Source organism: Variovorax sp. PMC12, assembly GCF_003019815.1.
In the GTDB taxonomy this organism is placed as follows: Bacteria; Pseudomonadota; Gammaproteobacteria; order Burkholderiales; family Burkholderiaceae_C; genus Variovorax.
In genome coordinates this window covers 3,252,688-3,272,872 of sequence record NZ_CP027773.1, presented here as the reverse complement: position 1 = coordinate 3,272,872, position 20,185 = coordinate 3,252,688, and the positions used below count along the sequence as shown (strand labels likewise).

Annotated in this window: 18 protein-coding genes; 13 read left to right on the top strand and 5 right to left on the bottom strand. The window is 66.0% G+C overall.

Annotated elements, in window-relative coordinates:
* Positions 1–3: 3 nt before the first annotated feature.
* A complete protein-coding gene (locus tag C4F17_RS15260) occupies positions 4–891 on the bottom strand; it encodes a LysR family transcriptional regulator (RefSeq protein ID WP_106935798.1) in 888 nt (295 codons plus the stop codon).
* Between the two features lie 118 nt (positions 892–1,009).
* Between C4F17_RS15260 and C4F17_RS15255 the strand changes: the two genes are divergently transcribed.
* A complete protein-coding gene (locus tag C4F17_RS15255) occupies positions 1,010–1,768 on the top strand; it encodes an SDR family oxidoreductase (protein ID WP_081268368.1) in 759 nt (252 codons plus the stop codon).
* A 36-nt stretch (positions 1,769–1,804) separates the two neighbouring features.
* Here C4F17_RS15255 and C4F17_RS15250 read toward each other — a convergent pair whose 3' ends face one another.
* From C4F17_RS15250 to C4F17_RS15240, 3 genes are read right to left on the bottom strand one after another with little or no spacing between them, the layout of a single operon-like run.
* Positions 1,805–4,048 carry an alpha-ketoglutarate-dependent dioxygenase AlkB gene (locus tag C4F17_RS15250; protein WP_106935797.1) on the bottom strand — a complete coding sequence of 748 codons (2,244 nt, stop codon included), beginning with the start codon at positions 4,046–4,048 and terminating at the stop codon, positions 1,805–1,807.
* Entirely contained in the window at positions 4,045–5,154 is a 1,110-nt protein-coding gene (locus C4F17_RS15245) for an AAA family ATPase (protein WP_106935796.1), read from the bottom strand. The genes C4F17_RS15250 and C4F17_RS15245 overlap by 4 nt, the downstream gene beginning before the upstream one ends.
* The gene (locus C4F17_RS15240) at positions 5,151–5,852 is read right to left on the bottom strand and encodes a hypothetical protein (RefSeq protein ID WP_106935795.1); all 702 of its coding nucleotides are present in this window, start codon (positions 5,850–5,852) and stop codon (positions 5,151–5,153) included. The genes C4F17_RS15245 and C4F17_RS15240 overlap by 4 nt, the downstream gene beginning before the upstream one ends.
* A gap of 340 nt (positions 5,853–6,192) precedes the next feature.
* Here C4F17_RS15240 and C4F17_RS15235 point away from each other — a divergent pair, with 340 nt between their 5' ends.
* The 11 genes from C4F17_RS15235 to C4F17_RS15185 all read left to right on the top strand — a co-directional run bounded on the left by C4F17_RS15235 (position 6,193) and on the right by C4F17_RS15185 (position 17,835).
* The gene (locus C4F17_RS15235; protein WP_081268369.1) at positions 6,193–6,882 is read left to right on the top strand and encodes a TetR/AcrR family transcriptional regulator; all 690 of its coding nucleotides are present in this window, start codon (positions 6,193–6,195) and stop codon (positions 6,880–6,882) included.
* Positions 6,883–6,957: 75 nt separating this feature from the next.
* Positions 6,958–8,754: an acyl-CoA dehydrogenase C-terminal domain-containing protein gene (locus C4F17_RS15230; protein ID WP_106935794.1), complete on the top strand. Its 1,797-nt coding sequence runs from the start codon at positions 6,958–6,960 to the stop codon at positions 8,752–8,754.
* A gap of 47 nt (positions 8,755–8,801) precedes the next feature.
* Positions 8,802–9,239: a DUF2147 domain-containing protein gene (locus tag C4F17_RS15225; protein ID WP_106935793.1), complete on the top strand. Its 438-nt coding sequence runs from the start codon at positions 8,802–8,804 to the stop codon at positions 9,237–9,239.
* Positions 9,240–9,360: 121 nt separating this feature from the next.
* The gene (locus C4F17_RS15220) at positions 9,361–11,760 is read left to right on the top strand and encodes a 3-hydroxyacyl-CoA dehydrogenase/enoyl-CoA hydratase family protein (protein ID WP_106935792.1); all 2,400 of its coding nucleotides are present in this window, start codon (positions 9,361–9,363) and stop codon (positions 11,758–11,760) included.
* 63 nt (positions 11,761–11,823) lie between these two features.
* Positions 11,824–12,243 (top strand): endonuclease domain-containing protein, encoded by a 420-nt coding sequence (locus C4F17_RS15215; protein WP_106937567.1) that lies wholly within the window; start codon positions 11,824–11,826, stop codon positions 12,241–12,243.
* Complete coding sequence (locus C4F17_RS15210; protein WP_081268373.1) at positions 12,240–13,442, top strand: acetyl-CoA C-acyltransferase; 1,203 nt, start codon at positions 12,240–12,242, stop codon at positions 13,440–13,442. The genes C4F17_RS15215 and C4F17_RS15210 overlap by 4 nt, the downstream gene beginning before the upstream one ends.
* Before the next feature lie 88 nt (positions 13,443–13,530).
* A complete protein-coding gene (locus tag C4F17_RS15205; RefSeq protein ID WP_106935791.1) occupies positions 13,531–14,367 on the top strand; it encodes an acyl-CoA thioesterase in 837 nt (278 codons plus the stop codon).
* 6 nt (positions 14,368–14,373) lie between these two features.
* Positions 14,374–15,123: an SDR family oxidoreductase gene (locus C4F17_RS15200; RefSeq protein ID WP_081268374.1), complete on the top strand. Its 750-nt coding sequence runs from the start codon at positions 14,374–14,376 to the stop codon at positions 15,121–15,123.
* 26 nt (positions 15,124–15,149) lie between these two features.
* Complete coding sequence (locus C4F17_RS15195; protein WP_106935790.1) at positions 15,150–15,746, top strand: 2-hydroxychromene-2-carboxylate isomerase; 597 nt, start codon at positions 15,150–15,152, stop codon at positions 15,744–15,746.
* Positions 15,747–15,780: 34 nt separating this feature from the next.
* A complete protein-coding gene (locus C4F17_RS15190) occupies positions 15,781–16,545 on the top strand; it encodes an enoyl-CoA hydratase (protein WP_081268376.1) in 765 nt (254 codons plus the stop codon).
* A gap of 183 nt (positions 16,546–16,728) precedes the next feature.
* Complete coding sequence (locus C4F17_RS15185) at positions 16,729–17,835, top strand: ABC transporter substrate-binding protein (protein WP_106937566.1); 1,107 nt, start codon at positions 16,729–16,731, stop codon at positions 17,833–17,835.
* A gap of 10 nt (positions 17,836–17,845) precedes the next feature.
* Here the strand turns inward: C4F17_RS15185 and C4F17_RS15180 are convergent, their stop codons facing one another.
* Positions 17,846–18,271 (bottom strand): acyl-CoA thioesterase, encoded by a 426-nt coding sequence (locus C4F17_RS15180; RefSeq protein WP_081268377.1) that lies wholly within the window; start codon positions 18,269–18,271, stop codon positions 17,846–17,848.
* A gap of 41 nt (positions 18,272–18,312) precedes the next feature.
* Between C4F17_RS15180 and C4F17_RS15175 the strand changes: the two genes are divergently transcribed.
* Positions 18,313–20,145 carry an ABCB family ABC transporter ATP-binding protein/permease gene (locus C4F17_RS15175; protein WP_106935789.1) on the top strand — a complete coding sequence of 611 codons (1,833 nt, stop codon included), beginning with the start codon at positions 18,313–18,315 and terminating at the stop codon, positions 20,143–20,145.
* Positions 20,146–20,185: the final 40 nt, after the last annotated feature.

The window sequence follows — 20,185 nt, the reverse complement described above, 5'->3', positions numbered from 1 at the left end:
CGTTCAGCGCAGCACGCTGACCAGTTCGTCGTAGACCAGCCGCACGCGCGCCGGCACCGGCGCGCGCTGCGGGCGGTACACGTAGACAGGCCACGGCTCCGGCGCGTCGGCTTCCAGCACCGGCACCAGCGCGCCCGATTTCAGCCAGGGCTCCGCCAGCGAGCCGATCAGCTGCGCGAAGCCCAGGCCGGCGAGCACTGCCGCGCCTTCGGCATCGAAGTCGTCGGTGACGAAGGCGGGCGATGTCACCGCCAGTTGCCGGCCCTTGCTGAAGAGCATCGGCCAAGGCCTGCCCGACATGCGGTCGATCAGCGCGGTGAGCGGCAGGCCCGCGAGCGCGTCTATCTTCTTCGGCACGCCGGTGCGCGCAATGAGCGATGGCGCGGCCACCACGTGCAGCGCCATCTTGCCCACCGGCCGCGCCACGAAGCGCGCGTCGCGCAGCGGCCCGACGCGCACGCCGATGTCGATCTGCTGGTCGACCACGTCGGCATGCTCTTCCGACACGCGCAGGTCCAGCACGAGGCCGGGGTGCGCGGCGAGCATCGGCGCCAGCGCCTGCGGAATCAGCCGCCGGCCGAAGATGCCCGGCGCCGTGACCCGCACCGTGCCCTCGTGCTGCGAGAGCGCGCGCCGGTCCGTGCGGTGGAACAGCTCGTCCACGCCGCCCACCGCCACGCGCGCACGCTCGGCGAGCTGCCGGCCGAAGTCGGTGAGCTGCACGCCGCGCGTGCTGCGGTGGAAGAGGGGCTCGCCGAGCTGTTCCTCGAGCTCGCGAACGGCGCGCGTCACCACCTGCGGCGACACCGACAGGCGCACGGCCGCGTCGCGGAAGTTGGCGGCGTCGGCGGCGGCGCAGAAAACGCGCAGGGCTTCGAGGCGATTGGACATGGGAGCTGGAGTGTTCCTTTTTCAGGAATTTTGAAGTCGCCAGAGTTTCATTTACGGGAACAGGCGGATTTTCCACACTGAGGGCATCTCTTCAACACCCCAGCAAAGGAAAGCAGCCATGACATCCGTTCAAGACAACATCAAGGGCAAGGTCGCCATCGTCACCGGCGCGAGCAGCGGGCTCGGCGAATCGACCGCGCGCCACCTGGCCGCGCGCGGCGCCAGGGTGGTGCTCGCCGCCCGCCGCACCGACCGGCTCGAGAAGGTCGTCGCCGAAATCCGCGAAGCCGGCGGCGAGGCCATCGCGGTGGCCACCGACGTGGCCAGGCGCGCCGACCTCGACAAGCTCGCCGCCGCCACGGTGGAGGCCTTCGGCCGCATCGACGTGCTGGTGAACAACGCGGGCGTGATGCCGCTGTCGCCCATGGAAAAGCTCAAGGTCGACGAGTGGGACCGCACCATCGACGTCAACATCAAGGGCGTGCTGTACGGCATTGCCGCCGTGCTGCCGCGCATGCAGGCGCAGGGCAGCGGGCATATCGTCAACATCGCGTCGATCGCGGGGCTCAAGGTGTTCACGCCCATCGGCACCGTCTACAGCGCAACCAAGCATGCGGTGCGCGCCATCTCGGAAGGGCTGCGCGTGGAAATGGGCAACAGTGGCGTGCGCGTGACCGTCGTGTCGCCCGGCGCGGTGGACTCGGAGCTGAAGTTCGGCAGCAGCGACGCCGAGAGCGCCGCCGGCGTGAAGGCGTTCTACGACGCCAACCAGATCCCGGCGGATTCGGTGGCGCGCGCGGTCGTCTATGCGGTGGAGCAGCCTGCGAACGTGGACATCAATGAAGTGGTGCTGCGGCCGGTGTCGCAGGAGTTCTGAAGCGCATCAACAGCGGAGGACAGCCGTCGCCACCATTCACGGCACCGGCGCCTCCGCATTCACTTTTCTGAATGTCACGGAAACACGACGCACGCGCAAAACGCCCGCTTCTTTCTTGCGCTTCGGAATCTCGTGCGTCCATTCCGACCTCGAAGCGCCGCTCAGGATTGCCACGCTGCCGCGCGGGAGGACCTGGGCATATCTTGAAGTCTTGCCGGTGGCCTCTTTGCGATGGAAGACCATTTCCCAGGCCTCGTTCAGGCTGACCGTCGCAATGGGGCCGCGAAAGCATTCGGGGCAGTCGGTGTGCCTGGAAATACCTTGTTCGCCAAGGTACTCGTTGACGATGACCTGATCCGGCATTTCGTGGAGAAGCCCCTCTGAAAAAAGCCGGCTGGCCAGGGCGTGCGCCCAGGCTGGAAGAGGGCCGAGATAGCCTTTGGATTCGACTTTGCGGGAGCGGTAGTCGTAGGTCCATCCATAGTGCTGGACCTTCCGCGACAACACCTTGCTCCAGGTCGCCTGATCGATGGTCTGCAACAGGGCAATTTCTTCCTGTTCTGAAAGGAAGTTCTCGCGGACGACAAGGCCCTCTGGCACAGCTGCGCTGGGGAGCGGCAACTTCTTCAACTTGGCTGGAGATCTCTTGAGCGTCGATGTCTGAAATTCAGCGGCCTGCTCGGCGACGATCAGACGCCTGGGCAATACAGGCGGTCGCGGCAGGCGGTGTGGCACCGTGGACGTAGCGAGCCAATCGCGGAAAGCGTCGCCATCAAGCCTGCTGACCTCCGTAATCATCGCGGGGTCGAACGCGAGTTCGACGGCGCCTTCGATCACCAATCGAGGCGGGTCGTCCTCGATCTCGATGACACCACTTCCCCGGATCGGCACCCTTGCATTGCTCACGCGCAAAAAACGCCGAAACAGCGACGGGCGAAATTCTTCGGCAAGGGCTTCGACGTGTTCAGCGATCTCGGGGTCATTCATGTCCGCTCGGTACCAGAGCCCACGATTGCTCGCTCCGCGCTCTGCCCAGACGTTTCCGTTGGCCCGCAGCGATATCGCGTTCGGCGATGCTATCCAGTCCAGCACTTCGATGGACATCGCTGGCCAGCCCGCACGGGATTTGGGACGCGCCTCGCCGAGGCGCCAGGTCCGAAGGGCAAGCAGGCGTCGCGCCGCTGAAGATCCGCGAAACCTGCAGTCGAGTGCCCTGTATCCGCATAGCAGGCCCGAAAGCGTCGCGCCAGTCCACCAGGCGCCCGGCGGCATGGCAGGCCAATCGTCTTTCCAGGTCGCGTATTGCTCGGGTCTGGGACGAAGAAGAACCAGCTGCAGGGCAAGACCAAGCACATCGTCGTCCGAGGCGACCTGTTCGAGCGTCTTCCGGTCCGCGAGCAGATCGGATGTGCTTTGCATGAGCAGATCCAGCCGGCTAGCGTCTTCTCCAAGCGTCCGGGCCAGCTCGCAGATGGCCGCTAACTTTTCGCGTGCTTGCAATTCCTTCGCGGGATTGGATCGCGCCAGCACAAAAAGCATCGCACGCCAGAGCGGCGGTGATTCGGCACCTGCTGAATCTTCGCTCTGCCAGGGGGCCAAACACCACCAAGGCGCATGGACCTTCTCGAGCATTCGGGTGTCTGCTCGGGTGTCCGACAACGACGCGCAAAGCACGTCCAGCCAAGGGTCGATGGCGGGCACGGCCCACGTTGCCATCGCGGCAGCCCCTCGCATGGCGTTCCACAGTTCCGGGGGGCCGCCCGCATCGTTGGAGAGCGGCGGCCAATCCGACGCGGGCTGGACATCGAACGATGCCACCTCGATGGCCTGCGTGGGCAATTCGATATTGGCAAAACCTTGTGCCATCGCCGTCAGGCGGTCCGCGTCTGCACGCGATCTGACGCAGAACTTGTCGACAGCGAACAAAGGCAGGGGTCCGGGCCACGCTACCTCGGTGTCGTCTGCCAACAGGCCGTCAATCGGCGCTTCCACCCAGTCGCCACCCCGCAGCGCAAACACCTGTTCGACGGGGAGGGCGCAGAGATCGAACCAGACCTGTATCAGGATTCGACCGGAATTTTCCTCGCTAGATCGCGCCTGGCCGGTGCTCAGTCGAATCGGTATGCCAGCGGAGTTCGAAAAGAGCCACTCTTCTGCCAGGAAACCCATCCAGCGCCGATGGTCGATCACCAAAGCCATGCGACGAGGGTTCTCGGCAGCGACGACAGCGGCTTCCTCGTGTTCGAGAAAGTCGAGCTGAGTGTGTCCGGCAGGGGTCATCGTTCGAGGTATCTGGCGTCTGGGAGGCTTGCCAATTGTGCCGCTGTGAGCGGTGTCGTGCCGTTGACGAGTACGAGGCTTTTGGACGCGCGTGCGCAAAGCATGTAAAGCCGCCGCCGCTCGGCGTCGGTTCCGATCGGAAGGGAGCGCGCCAGATCTTGGAGAAACACGCTTTCGAATTCAAGGCCGATCGCGGACTCGCCTGTGAGCACCGTCACGCCGGGGTCGCGCAGCTTGATCAAGGCCTCCGTCCCGGACGGCGACTCATGCGTGTAGGAGTCGATCCGAACCTTATCCAACGCACTCGACAACTTCGCTCGAAGCTCGGCAACGTCGCTGGATTTTTCGACGATGACGCCTATTGAGGAGCCGCGGTTGCGGAAGCGCGTGGTAACCATGCTCACCAGCGCATGCCAGTCCCCGATGCTGCGAATACTCGGACGCTCACCGGACGGGTCGACGCGTACGGAGGCCGGTGGAAGTACCCGCGACCTGTGGAATTGCTCCATCAGCTCGACGATCTCTTCGCAATTGCGGTAGTTTTTCGATAGCCACACTGGCGCAGGCAGACCGGCGCTCAGGATGTCTGCAATGCTTGAATGCTCAGACATGGTTGTCTGGTTTTCATCAGCAAAGACGGTCACGACCTTGGCACCAAAGCGCACGGCCCACGCGAAGAAGCCGGGCGGCAGATTCTGTCCCTCGTCTATGATCAGGTGGCCCAGCGTGGGAACAATTTTGGCCGTCTCATATTTCGCAATGATGCGAGCCCAGTCGTAAATGAAGCGTTGGGGCTCTGGTGCGAAGTCGTTGAAGCGCGCGTAGTAGTCGCTCGATACAAAGCGATGCATGGTAGTCGCACTGACGACGCGGCGATCGGCATCGGCGCGGGAAACCTGTTCGGCCGAAGACGCAAGAAGACGATTGCGCGTGATGATCTTCACGGATTGCGAAAGTGGCGCCGTCGAAACATAGCGCGCGCGCCAAATTGCCAAGGAGGTCTTGCCGGACCCGGGCGGGCCCAGAACGAAAAGTGCTTTGTCCGGGTCGTGGTCCCAGATGGTGAGCTGGTCGTCGGCAAGTTCGTCGAACGTAGGTAGCTTCATGCAACTCCCTTCGGTGAGTGGAGACCGACGCGTCGTTGCCTGACGAAGAGCGCGTAGTGCAGGGATTTGGGTGAAGAGTCCGTGTGGATGAACACCTCTTGTTCATCTACTACCGTCGCGAATTCGGCGCCAGTCAATGCCTTGGAGAGTTCAGCAAACTTGGCGTTTGCAGCAGACGCTGCGCTGTTTGTATGGATCACGGCGACTGGGCCCGGGCCGATCCGGTCCGCTGCGGAAACAATGCTCGCCACCAGCTTATTCACTTCGACGCTGCCGCTAGCCAGGAGGTAGGAGAGCACCACCACCGTCCATCCGTTTCGGCAATCAGGACCAAAGTCGCAGGTGTCGAGGTCGTGGCGGAACTCTATGGACGTGTCGCCGTGGAGGGCATTGGCCGCGATTGCCGCTCTGGACAACTGCAGACCAAGCGCGCACATCGAGTTGGCGCGGTCCACGCCGACGTATCTGAATGGCGTACGTGCCGTCAGCACCTCTGCAAGCGCGAGACCTGCGGTGAACGGGCCGCAGCCAATGTCGATGACTGTCGCTTTGCGCAGCTCCAGTGGATCTCCGACCATCAACCCAAATGCGTGCACGAGTTCGTCGATATGCCGCTTCTGGTTGAAATATGCGTAGAGCCGCGCTCGGTCCGAACCGGTGAGATCTTCAATCGATCGGTCGAAGTCGGCTTGGCCCATGCCAATTGCCACGTTGAAAATTCTGTCCGGGTGCCAACCCAAGAGCGTTCCTGGGTTTGCGCGGGTACGTGGATCCTCCCTTAATGGGTCTATGATTTCTTTCCGTCTCAATTCCCTGAGCCAAGAGCTTCTTTCCATCATTCCTCCCTTTTGTTGTAACTATTTATATGCGCGATTGAGAGAAAGTGAATCGGTACAAGCGACCGAATGGAGCTGGTCCGAATGAACAAACAGGGTTCGTGAGCAAAAGTAGCCCTCCAGAAAAGTAGGACATTGGCGGACCAAAGTGCGAAGTCCCTGCAAAATAGAACGACCGTTCGTTTTATTCGGGAATTCCACGATGTCCGCTTCAGCCGCCCCCGCCAAGCCCGCCCGTGCTGCCCAGAAGGGCCAGCAGACCAAGGCCGTCATCGTCGACGCAGCGCTGGCGCTGGCCGCGCAGATCGGCCTGGAGGGCCTGTCGATCGGCGCGGTGGCTGAAATCACCAAGATGAGCAAGTCGGGCGTCTTCGCCCACTTCGGCTCGCGCGAGGAACTGCAGATCTCGGTGGTGCGCGAATACCACGCGCGCTTCGAGCAGGAAGTGTTCTTCCCCGCGCTGCAGGCGCCGCGCGGCCTGCCCCGCCTGCGCGCCATGTTCGCCAACTGGATGAAGCGCACCTCGACCGAGATCGACTCGGGCTGCATCTACATCAGCGGCGCTTCCGAATTCGACGACCGCCCGGGCCCGGTGCGCGACGCGCTGGTCGAGTCGGTCAGCATCTGGCAGGCGGCCGTGCTGCGCGCCATCGTGCAGTCGCAGAGCGAAGGCCATCTGCGCGCCGACGCCGATGAGCGCCAGCTGGCGTTCGAGATCCACGGCCTGATCCTCGCGCTGCACTACGAAGCCCGCTTCCTGCAGGTGCCCGGCTCCATCGGCCGCGCCAATGTCGGCTTCGACAACATCCTCGCGCGCGCCGCCACGCCCGACGCGCCCAAGCCCGATGCGGCCGCCGCGCCGGCGGGCCGCCGCCTCAAGACCGTGCGCTGACCCGGGCGCGCGGCTCGTTCCCTTTTCGTTTTCCCTATTCTTTTTTCTATCTAGCTTCGACCAGGAGAGTCCCGGATGCCTACCTACAACCCGCCCGTGCGTGACATGCAGTTCGTGCTGCACGAAGTGCTCAACGTCGCCGAGGAGCTCAAGGCGCTTCCGGCCCACGCCGAGACCGATGCCGACACCATCAACGCGGTGATCGAAGAGGCCGGCAAGTTCGCCGCCGAAGTGACCTTCCCGCTCAACATCAGCGGCGACGAAGAGGGCTGCACGCTCGACAAGGCCACGCACGAAGTCAAGACGCCCAAGGGCTTCAAGGACGCCTACGCCAAGTACGTCGAAGGCGGCTGGCCCGCGCTGTCGTGCGACCCGGCGTTCGGCGGCCAGGGCCTGCCGTTCGTGGTGAACCAGTGCCTGTTCGAGATGCTCAACAGCGCCAACCAGGCCTGGACCATGTACCCCGGCCTTTCGCACGGCGCGTACGAGGCGCTGGTCGCGCACGGCACCGAAGAGCAGAAGAAGACCTACCTGCCCAAGCTCACGAGCGGCGAGTGGACCGGCACCATGTGCCTGACCGAACCCCATTGCGGCACCGACCTCGGCCTGCTGCGCACCAAGGCCGAACCGCAGGCCGACGGCACCTACCGCATCACCGGCAGCAAGATCTTCATCTCGGCCGGCGAGCACGACATGACGGACAACATCATCCACCTGGTGCTGGCCCGCCTGCCCGACGCGCCAAAGGGCAGCAAGGGCATCAGCCTGTTCGTGGTTCCGAAGTTCAAGGTCAAGGCCGACGGCTCGCTCGGCGAGCGCAACCCGATCTTCTGCGCCGGCCTCGAGCACAAGATGGGCATCCACGGCAACGCCACCGCGCAGATCGTGATCGAAGGCGCCACCGGCACGCTGGTGGGCGAGCCCAACAAGGGCCTGGCCGCGATGTTCGTGATGATGAACGCCGCCCGCCTGGGCGTGGGCAACCAGTCGCTCGGCCTGACCGAAGTGGCCTACCAGAACGCACTGGCCTACGCCAAGGACCGCGTCCAGATGCGCTCGCTCTCCGGCGTGAAGGCCAAGGACAAGGAAGCCGACCCCATCATCGTGCACCCCGACGTGCGCAAGATGCTGCTCACGGCCAAGGCTTACGCCGAAGGCGGCCGTGCGCTGCAGATCTTCTGCACGCTGCTGCTCGACAAGGAACACAACCATCCCGACGAGAAGGTGCGCAAGGACTCTGGCGAGCTGGTCGCGCTGCTCACGCCCATCGTCAAGGCCTTCATCACCGACAACGGCCACATCTCGACCAACGCCTGCATGCAGGTGTTCGGCGGCCACGGCTTCATCAAGGAATGGGGCATGGAGCAGTTCGTGCGGGACAACCGCATCAACATGATCTACGAAGGCACCAACACCATCCAGGCGCTGGACCTGCTGGGCCGCAAGGTGCTGGGCAACAACGGCGCTTCGCTCAAGAAGTTCGGCAAGCTCGTGGCCAGGCTGGTGGAAGAAGAAGGCGTGAACGAGAGGATGGCCGAGTTCATCAACCCGATCGCGGGCCTGGGCGACCAGCTCACCAAGTTCACCACCGAGATCGGCTTCAAGGGCTTCCAGAACCCCGACGAAGTGGGCGCCGCCGCGGTGGACTACCTGCGCGTGGCCGGCCACTTCGTGTTCGGCTACCTGTTCGCACGCATGGCGCAGGTCGCGCTGCGCGAGATCGCGGCCGGCAACACCGACCCGTTCTACGTCGCCAAGCTGCAGACCGCGCGCTTCTACTTCGCCAAGCTGTTCCCCGAGACCGCGACGCTGATGCGCACCGCGCGTGCCGGCAGCAAGGTGCTGATGGACACCGACGCGGCACTGGCCTGAGCGGTAGTACCGTCTCGTCTTTCCTCAACTTCCAGGACTCGCCGATCATGAAGACAACACTCGCAGCCCTCCTGTTCGCCGCCACCGCCGCTTCTTCGGCCATGGCCCAGAGCACGCCGGTGGGGCTGTGGCGCAACGTGGACGACAAGACGGGCGAGGTCAAGGCCGAGATCAGCATCGCCGAGACCGGCGGCGGCCTGTCAGGGCGCATCGAGAAAGCGCTGGGCAAGGACGCCAAGCCCGGCGCGGTCTGCAGCGAATGCAGCGACGACCGCAAGGACAAGCCCATGGTCGGCCTCGACATCATCCGCGGCGGCAAGAAGGCCGAGGGCAAGGACGTCTGGGAAGGCGGAAAGATCCTCGACCCCGAGAACGGCAAGGAATACCGCGCGAGCTTCACGCCCATCGAGGGCGGCAAGAAGCTCGAAGTGCGCGGCTACCTGGGCCCCTTCTGGCGCACCCAAACCTGGAACCGTGTTCCTTGACCCACCCCCGTAGCTGCTCACTTCGTGTAGCAGCCTCCCCCTCAAGGGGGCAACACCAGCGGCCCGGCAAAGCCGGTTCCGCGGTGTTCCCCGAACCGAATCAAAACTTCGAAGCCCAGTTATGTCCCGATTTCAAGTGAAGAAGGTCGCCGTGCTCGGCGCCGGCGTGATGGGCGCGCAGATTGCGGCCCACCTCGTCAACGTACGCGTGCCTGTTGTCCTGTTCGATCTGGCCGCAAAAGAAGGCCCGAAGAACGGCATCGTCACGCGCGCCATCGACAACCTCAAGAAGCTCAAGCCCGCGCCGCTCGGCGACGTGGCCGACGCCGTGCTGATCGAGCAGGCCAACTACGAAGACGACCTGGCCAAGCTCGGCGAGTGCGACCTCGTCATCGAGGCCATTGCAGAGCGCATGGACTGGAAGCTCGACCTCTACAAGAAGATCGCGCCGCACGTCGCCAAGCATTCGATCCTGGCCTCGAACACCTCGGGCCTGTCGATCACCAAGCTCAGCGAGGCGCTGCCCGAAGCGCTGAAGCCGCGCTTCTGCGGCATCCACTTCTTCAACCCGCCGCGCTACATGTTCCTGGTGGAGCTGATCAACACGCCCACCACGCAGCCGCAGGTGCTCGACGACCTCGAAGCCTTCGTCACCAGCACGCTGGGCAAGGGCGTGGTGCGCGCGCACGACACGCCCAACTTCATCGCCAACCGCGTCGGCATCGCGGGCATGCTGGCCACGCTGAAGGAGGTCGAGAAGTTCGGCCTGACGCCCGACGTGGTGGACGACCTCACCGGCAAGAAGCTGGGCCGTGCCAGCTCCGGCACCTTCCGCACCGCCGACGTGGTGGGCCTCGACACGATGGCCCATGTCGTGAAGACGCTGCAGGACAACCTGAACGCCGAGACCGACCCGTTCTACGCCAACTTCGCGACGCCGCCGGTGCTCGCCAAGCTGCTGGAGCTGGGCAACCTGGGCCAGAAGACCAAGGCCGGCTTCTTCAAGAAGGTGGGCCGCGACATCCTGCGCTTCGACCTGAAGAGCGGCGAATACTTGCCCGCCGGCGCCAAGGCCGACGAGGTGTACGGCCGCATGCTGAAGAAGCCCGCGGGCGAGCGCCTGAAGCTGCTGCGCGAGAGCGAAGGACCGCAGGGGCAGTTTCTGTGGGCCATCCTGCGCGACGGCTTCCACTACGCCGCCGTGCACCTGGCCGACATCGCCGAGAGCGCGCGCGACATCGACTTCGCCATGCGCTGGGGCTTCGGCATGAAGCAGGGCCCGTTCGAACTCTGGCAGGAAGCCGGCTGGGCGCAGGTCGCCAAGTGGGTGCAGGAAGACATCGACGCCGGCAAGGCGCTGAGCAGCGCACCGCTGCCCAAGTGGGTGTTCGAAGGCCCGGTGGCCGAGGCGGGCGGCGTGCACACGCCCGAGGGCTCGTGGAGCGCATCGCAGAACAGGTTCGTGCCGCAGCGCAGGCTGCCGGTGCATGACCGCCAGCTGTTCCCCGAGAGCGTGCTCGGCGCGAACGCCGCCGATGCCAACACGGCCGGCACCACGATCAGCGACGAAGGCGACGTGCGCGTGTGGACGCTGGACGGCGAAGTGCTCATCGCCAGCATCCATTCGAAGATGCACGCCATCAGCCCCGACGTGGCCGAGGCGCTGGGCGCCGCGGTCGAGCTGGCCGAGGCCGAATACAAGGGCCTGGTGATCTGGTCACCCGACGAGGTGTTCTCGGTCGGCGCCGACCTGCAGGCGATGCTGCCGGCCTTCGTGGTCGCCGGCATCGGCGCGGTGGAGGGCGCCGAGGAAGAGCTGCAGAACGTGATGCTCAAGATCCGCTATGCCAACGTGCCGGTGATCTCCGCCGTGCGCGGCATGGCGCTGGGCGGCGGCTGCGAGCTGGCCGTGCATTCGGCCAAGCGCGTGGCCGCGATGGAAAGCTACATCGGCCTGGTCGAAGTGGGCGTGGGCCTGATTCCCGGCGCCGGCGGCCTGACCTACATCGCTCGCCGCGCGGCCGAGAACGCCGCGGCTTCCACGGGCACCGACCTGCTGCCGTTCCTGACCGAAGGCTTCACCGCCGCCGCGATGGCAAAGGTCGGCACCGGTGCGCTCGATTCGAAGAAGCTGGGCTACCTGCTCGACAGCGACGTGATCGTGCCGAACAAGGACGAGCTGCTGTACGTGGCGCTGCAGCAGGCCAAGGCCATGGCCGACGCCGGCTACCGCCCGCCGCTGCGCCGCAGCTTCCGCGTGGCGGGCCGCAGCGGCGCCGCGACCATCAAGGGGCAGCTCGTGAACATGCGCGACGGCGGCTTCATCAGCGCGCACGACTTCCACATCGCCAGCCTGATCGCCAACGTGGTCACCGGCGGCGACGTGGACGCGGGCTCGCTCGTGACCGAGGAATACCTGATGGCGCTGGAACGCAAGGCGTTCTGCTCGCTGATCGTGCATCCGAAGACGCAGGAGCGGATCATGGGGATGCTGAGCACGGGCAAGCCGGTGCGCAACTGATTTCCGCATTCCTCCTTCCCCTTCCGGGGGAAGGCCGGGATGGGGGCTCTCCAACCAAGCACGATGCGAAACCAGTCCACTCCCAATGCCCGAGCGAACGCGCAAGTGCTTCGCCGCGAGATGACGGATTCCGAGCGCAAGCTCTGGGGTGGATTGCGCTCGGAGCAACTGGGCGTGAAGTTCCGGCGCCAGCATCCGCTGGGCAACTACATCGCGGACTTTGCTTGTCTGGCCCCGAAGTTGATCGTCGAACTCGACGGCTCCCAACATCAGGCCCAGCAGGTCTATGACGCGAGACGCGACGCCTTTTTTCGCGAACAAGGCTTCGATGTATTGCGCTTCGCATCGAATGAACCGTTCATCAATTTCGATGGGGTGCGCCAGGCCATCGCCAACCGACTTGTCGAGTTGACGCCGCCGGCCCCCATCCCAGCCTTCCCCCGGAGGGGGAAGGAGCAAGAAAATTCAGGAGCTTCCTCATGAGCAGCAAACAAGTCCAAGACGCCTACATCGTCTCCGCCACCCGCACCCCCATCGGCAAGTCGCACCGCGGCTACTTCCGCAACTACCGCCCCGACGACCTGCTGGCCACCACGCTGCGTGCCGCGTTGGCCGCCGTGCCCAGCCTCGACCCCAAGGCCATCGAAGACATCATCTGCGGCTGCGCGATTCCCGAATCGCAGCAGGGCCTGAACGTCGCGCGCATCGGCGCGGTGCTCGCCGGGCTGCCGACCAGCGTCGGCGGTATCACCGTCAACCGCTTCTGCGCATCGGGCCTGTCGGCCGTGCAGATGGCGGCCGACCGCATCCGCGTGGGCGAGGCCGACGTGATGATCGCCGCCGGCGTCGAGAGCATGAGCATGGTGCCGATGATGGGCAACTCGCCCTCGCTGTCGCCTTCCATCTTCGAACGCGAAGGCGACGTGGGCATCGCCTACGGCATGGGCCTCACCGCCGAGAAGGTCGCGCAGCAGTGGAAGGTGAGCCGCGAGGCGCAGGACGAGTTCGCGCTCGCCTCGCACCAGAAGGCACTGGCCGCGCAGAAGGCCGGCAAGTTCGCCGACGAGATCACGCCCATCGAAGTGACCGACCGCACGCCCGACCTGGAGACCGGCGAGTCGATCGCGAAGACGCGCACCGTCAGCCTCGACGAAGGCGCGCGCCCCGACACCAGCATCGAAGGCCTGGCCAGGCTGCGCACCGTGTTCGCCGCGCGCGGCACCGTCACGGCCGGCAACAGCTCGCAGACCTCGGACGGCGCCGGCGCGCTGATCCTGGCCAGCGAAAAGGCCGTGAAGCAGTACGGCCTGACGCCGCTCGCACGCTTCGTGAGCTTTGCCAGCAAGGGCGTGCCGCCGCACATCATGGGCATCGGCCCCATCGAAGCGATTCCCGCCGCGCTGCGCTATGCGGGCCTGAAGCACGAGGACATCGACTGGTTCGAGCTGAACGAAGCCTTCGCCGCGCAGTCGCTGGCCGTCATCAACACGCTGGGGCTCGATCCGTCGAAGGTCAACCCGATGGGCGGCGCCATCGCGCTGGGCCATCCGCTGGGTGCAACGGGCGCCATCCGCTCGGCCACAGTCGTGCACGCGCTGCGCCGCGAGAACCTGAAATACGGCATGGTCACGATGTGCGTGGGCATGGGGCAGGGCGCCGCCGGGATCTTCGAGCGGGTCTGAGCATGACCCCCTGGCTGTGCCGCGCCGCAGCCAGGGGCGTCCCGCACACGACTGCGCGAGCGCACCCACCGGAGGCACACTGCCGATCATGACGACGAGCACGCACCCCTTCGACAAAGCCCTGAGGATCCACCACAGCGACATCCGCGTGGGGCACTTCACCGGCACCACCAGCCCCGACTACTGGAACATGGTCGGGCCGTTCGGCGGCACCACGGCGGCGCTGGTGCTGCAGTCGGTGATGCAGCACCCCGACGTGCTCGGCACGCCCATCGCGCTCACCGTCAACTACGCCGCCGCGCTCGAGGCGGGCGCTTTCGACATCCAGGCCACGGCCGTGCGCACCAACCGCTCGACACAGCACTGGACCGTGCAGGTCACGCAGCCCGGCCCCGGCGGCGCGCCCAACATGACGACCACCGCCACCGTGGTGACGGCCGCGCGCCGCGACACCTGGGGCGAGGGCGACATGCCGATGCCCGAGGCGCCGCGGCCCGAGACCGTCGACCGCATGAGCATCGGCCCATCGGGCGTGGCGTGGATCGACCAGTACGAGATGCGCCCATTCAGCGGCGGCATTCCCGCGAAGTGGGACGGCAGCCTGCAACACAGCGAAACCCGCATCTGGCTGCGCGACGCCCAAGCGCGCCCGCTCGACTTCGCCTCGCTCGCCGCGATGAGCGACGTGTTCTATCCGCGCGTGTGGCTGCGCCGCGCCAGGCACGTGCCGGCGGGCACGGTGTCGATCACCACCTACTTCCACGCCGGCCCGGCGCAACTGGCAGAGGTCGGCACGGGCTACCTGCTGGGCCGTGCGGCGGGGCAGCAGTTCTTCAACGGTTTCTTCGACCAGACGGCGCATCTGTGGAGCGAGAAGGGCGTGCTGCTGGCCACCTCCAACCAGATCGTCTACTACAAGGAATAGAGAAACATGGCCGCATTGCAGAAAGCCGCGCTCATCGTCGGCGCCGGCGACGCCACCGGCGGTGCCATCGCACGCCGCTTCGCACGCGAGGGTTTCGCCACCTGCGTCACCCGGCGCAGCCTCGACAAGCTGCAGCCGCTGGTCGCGCAGATCGAGGCCGACGGCGGCCGCGCCCATGCCTTTGCCTGCGATGCGCGCAAGGAGGAAGAAGTGGTCGCGCTCGTCGAGCAGATCGAATCGACCGTCGGGCCGATCGAGGTGATGGTGTTCAACATCGGCGCCAACGTGCCCGAGAGCATCCTCAGCGAGACCGCGCGCAAGTACTTCAAGGTGTGGGAGATGGCCTGCTTCTCGGGCTTCCTCAACGGGCGCGAGGTGGCCAAGCGGATGGTGGCGCGCGAGATGCCCGAGGGTGGGCACCGCGGCACGATCATCTTCACCGGCGCGACGGCATCGCTGCGCGGCGCGGCGAACTTCGGCGCGTTCTCGGGCGCCAAGATGGCGCTGCGCGCGCTGGCCCAGTCGATGGCGCGCGAACTGGGTCCGCAGGGCATTCACGTGGCGCACGTGGTGGTCGACGGCGCCATCGACACCGAATTCATCCGCAGCAACTTCCCCGAGCGCTATGCGCTGAAGGAAAGCGACGGCATCCTGAACCCCGACCACATTGCCGACAGCTACTGGATGCTCCATTCGCAGCCGCGCGATGCGTGGACGCACGAGCTCGACCTGCGGCCCTGGTCCGAGAAGTTCTGAAGAATTCCGCGAAGGAGACAACGCCAATGACCAAATCCGTCGACTTCTATTTCGACTTCGGCAGCCCCGCCGCCTACCTGGCCGCGACGCAGCTGCCGCACATCTGCGCCGACACCGGTGCCGAACTGGTGTGGAAGCCCATGCTGCTCGGCGGCGTGTTCCAGGCCACGGGCAACCATTCGCCGGCCGAGATCAAGCCCAAGGGTCCGTACATGACGACCGACCTGAAGCGCTTCGCCAGGCGCTACCACGTGCCCTTCGCGCACAACCCGCACTTCCCCATCAACACGCTGCTGCTGATGCGTGGCGCCACCGGCATCCAGATGAAGGAGCCGGCGCGCTTCGGCGCCTACGTCGATGCGGTCTTCCACGCCATGTGGGTCGAGCCGAAGAACCTCAACGACCCGGCGACCGTCGGCGCCGTCTTGCAAAATGCGGGCTTCGACGCCGCGGGCCTGCTCGCGCTGGCCGGTGCGCAGGAAACCAAGGACCGCCTGAAGGCCGTCACGCAGGAAGCGGTGGAGCGTGGCGTCTTCGGCGCACCCACCATGTTCGTCGGCGACGAAATGTTCTGGGGCCAGGACCGGCTCGATTTCGTTCGCGAGGCACTTGCCGCCGCCTGAGGGCGGCACCACCCGTTCCATTCAAGGATTTTTTATGAGCGACATCCTCGTCCACACCGAAGCCGGCGTGATGACCATCACCTTCAACCGCGTCGACAAGAAGAACTCGATCACCAGCAGCATGTATGCCGAGCTGGCCGACGCGCTGGCCACCGCGGAGAGCGAAGCCGCCGTGCGCTGCGTGCTGATCCAGGGCGACCCGACCATCTTCAGCGCGGGCAACGACATCGGCGATTTCCTCAACGGCCCGCCGTCGACGCAGGAGTCGCCGGTGTTCCGCTTCCTGCGCGGCATCGCCACCTTCCCCAAGCCGATCGTCGCCTCGGTGTGCGGCCCGGCCGTGGGCATCGGCACCACCATGCTGTTCCACTGCGACCTGGTCTACGCGGGGGACAACGCGGCGTTCTCGATGCCCTTCGTGAACCTGGGCCTGTGCCCCGAGGCTGCCTCGAGCCTGCTGGTGCCGCAGATGCTGGGCTACCACCGCGCGGCCGAGGCGCTGCTGCTGGGCGAGCCCTTCATGGCCGAGGCCGCGCTCGAAGTGGGCCTGGTCAACCGCGTGGTGCCGCCGACCGAAGCCAACGGCATCGCGCAGATGCAGGCCCGCAAGCTCGCGGCCAAGCCGCTGAGCGCGCTGATCGAGACCAAGCGCCTGCTGAAGAAGGGCCAGATGCCCGCCGTGCTCGAGCGCATGGGCGAAGAGGGCGCGAGCTTCGGTCGCATGCTGCGCGAGCCGGCGGCGCGGGAGGCCTTCGGTGCCTTCATGGAGAAGCGCAAGCCTGATTTCTCCAAGGTCTGACGTGCTTTCCGGACTTGCGCGCTTAAACTGTCCGGCGTGCAAATCCAAGGAGTCAGAACTCTCCCAGCGCCCGGCCAGCGGGCGAGTGATGCTACTGAAAAAGTAGCATTCCAGCCGGTGCGCCGGCGTACTTTGGGGTTGCTTGCGGGCGCACTGGCTGCGCCCGCGCTGGTTCTGGCGCGGGTGCGTCCGCTGCGCATCGGCGTCATCGGCTCGTGGTCCGGGCCCTATGCGGGCGGCGGGCGCCAGTTCGATGCGGGCATGGCGGTCTGGCTGGCCGCGCACAACCATCACATCGCGGGCCGGCCGGTCGAGCTGCTGCGGCGCGACGTGCCCGGCAGCGCACCCGACCAGGCGCGGCGCCATGCGCAGGACCTCGTGGAGAGCGAACAGGTCGACCTGCTGGGCGGGCTCGACTTCAGCTCCAACGCCTACGCCGTGGGCGCCGTCGCCACGCAGGCCAGGATGCCCCTCATCGTGATGAATGCCGCGTCCTCCGGCATCACGTCGCGCTGCCCGTTCGCGGTGCGGGTGTCGTTCACCATCGCGCAGGTCACGCTGCCGCTGGCGCGATGGGCGCTCCAGCAGGGGCTGCGCGACGTGTGCACGGTGGTGGCCGACTACGCCTCGGGTGTCGATGCCGAGAGCGCCTTCGTCTCGGGCATCACCGCGGGCGGCGGGCGGGTCGGCGCGATGCTGCGGGTGCCGCTGGCCACGCTCGACTACTCGGCCTACATGCTGCGGCTGCGCGAGCTCAAGCCGCAGGCGGTGTTCTTCTTCCTGCCCTCGGGGCAGATGCCGGCCACCTTCCTCAAGTTCTGGCGCGACCGCGGCATGGCCGACACCGGCATCCGCCTGCTTGCCACGGGCGATGCCACCGACGACCACTACCTCGAAGGCATCGGCGAGCTGGCCGATGGCCTGGTCACCAGCCACCACTATTCGTTCGCGCACGACTCGCCGGCCAACCGCCGCTTCACGGGCGTGTTCGAAGCCGAGTACGGCAGCCACCTGCGGCCGGGCTATTTCGCCGTGGCGGCCCACGACGCGCTCGCGGCCGTGGATGCGGCCATGAGTTCGCCCGCCGCGCGCGGCAATGCGGGCGGGGAGCGGCTGGTGGATGCGTTTCGCGGCCTCAGGCTGGACAGCCCGCGCGGGCCGGTCGAGATCGACGCCCATACGAGGGACATCGTGCAGACCGTGTACATCCGCCGGGTGGAGCGCCGCGACGGGCGCTGGATCAACCGCGAGTTCGAGCGCTTCGAGCGGGTGCGCGACCCGGGCCTGTGAGCCTGCCCGATCAGGGCTGTTGTTCGATGGGGCGCGGGCGGCCGTTGTCGTCGATGGCCACGTAGGTGAAGGTCGCCTGCGTCACCTTGATGTACTCGCCCTGCGCCCGGAAGCGCTCTGCGAACACCTCGACCGTCACCGTGACCGAGGTGCGCCCGATGCGCACCAGCTTCGAATAGAACGAGAGGATGTCGCCCAGCCGCACCGGCTGCTTGAAGATGAACTCGTTCACCGCCACCGTGGCCTGGCGGCCCTTGGCGTAGCGCGCGGGGATCACCGAGCCGGCCAGGTCGCACTGCGCCATGACCCAGCCGCCGAAGATGTCGCCGTTGGCATTGCAGTCGGCCGGCATCGGAATGACCTTGAGCACCAGCTCCATGTCGGTGGGCAGGCTCTTGAGGGTGGCGGCAGCGGCGGCGCTGGAAGTATCTGACATGGGCACAATCTGGAACAAACAAGCAACCACGATTGTCTCCCATGCGCCGCAGCGGCGAAGCCCTTCCCCCCTCCCACCCCGCCTCCGGCCACCCGCCGGAGCGCAGCGACCGTTCCGACTGGGCGACGCTGCGCCGCCTGTTTCCCTACCTCTGGCAGTACAAGTGGCGGGTGGCCGCCGCGCTGGCCTTCATGGTGGGCGCCAAGGTGGCCAACGTCGGCGTGCCGGTGCTGCTGAAGAACCTGGTCGACACCATGACGCCGAAGCCCGACATGGCCCAGGCGCTGCTCATCGTGCCCATCGGCCTGCTGCTGGCCTACGGCCTGCTGCGCTTCTCGACCTCGCTGTTCGGCGAGCTGCGCGAGCTGATCTTCGCCAAGGCCACCGAGGGCACGGCCCGGCAGATCGCGCTGGAGGTGTTCCGCCACCTGCACGCGCTGAGCCTGCGCTTTCACCTGGAGCGCCAGACCGGCGGCATGACGCGCGACATCGAGCGCGGCACGCGCGGCGTGCATTCGCTCATCTCGATGTCGCTCTACAGCATCGTGCCGACCATCATCGAGCTGGTGCTGGTGCTCACCATCCTGGGCGTGAAGTTCGATTCGCTGTTCGTCTGGATCACGGCCGCCGCGCTGGTGCTGTACATCGCCTTCACCGTGACGGTGACCGAATGGCGCACCAAGTTCCGCAAGACCATGAACGAGCTCGACTCCGTGGCCCAGAGCCGCGCGGTCGATTCGCTGCTGAACTACGAAACCGTCAAGTACTTCAACAACGAAGACTTCGAGGCCGGCCGCTACGACGCCAGCCTCGACCGCTACCGCAAGGCCGCCATCAAGAGCCAGCGCACGCTGAGCATGCTCAACACCGGGCAGCAGCTGCTGATCGCGGTGAGCCTGGTGCTGATGCTGTGGCGCGCCACCTCGGGCGTGGTGGAGGGGCGCATGACGCTGGGCGACCTGGTGATGGTCAACGCCTTCATGATCCAGCTCTACATTCCGCTGAACTTCCTGGGCGTGATCTACCGCGAGATCAAGCAGAGCCTGACCGACCTCGACAAGATGTTCGTGCTGATGGAAAAGGAGCGCGAGGTGCGCGACGCGCCCGGTGCGCAGCCGCTTGCCGGCGCCGACGCCACCGTGCGCTTCGAGGACGTGAGCTTTGCCTACGAGCCCGCGCGGCCCATCCTCAAGCATGTGAGCTTCGAGATCCCGGCCGGCAAGACGGTGGCTGTGGTCGGGCCTTCGGGCTCTGGCAAGTCGACGCTGGCGCGGCTGCTTTACCGCTTCTACGACGTGCAGCAGGGGCGCATCACCATCGGCGGGGAAGACATCCGCGAAGTGACGCAGTCCAGCGTGCGCCGCGCCATCGGCATCGTGCCGCAGGACACGGTGCTCTTCAACGACACGGTCGAATACAACATCGCCTACGGCCGCCCGGGCGCGAGCCGCGAAGAAGTGGAAGCCGCCGCGCGCGCCGCGCGCATCCACGACTTCATCGTGGCCACGCCCAAGGGCTATGACACCACCGTGGGCGAGCGCGGCCTCAAGCTCTCCGGCGGCGAGAAGCAGCGCGTGGCCATTGCGCGCACGCTGCTGAAGAACCCGCCGATCGTGATCTTCGACGAGGCCACCTCGGCGCTCGACTCGGCCAACGAGCGAGCCATCCAGTCGGAGCTCAAGAGCGCCGCGCAGGACAAGACCACGCTGGTCATCGCGCACCGCCTGTCGACGGTGGTGGACGCGCACGAGATCCTGGTGCTGGAGTCGGGCGTGATCGTCGAGCGCGGCACGCATGCGGAGCTGCTCGCCAGGCAGGGCCGCTACGCGCAGATGTGGGCTTTGCAGAAGAGCGAAGCGGTTCCGATGCTCTAGCGCGATCATTCGTCACTTTTCCATCGATTCCAGGAGTTCA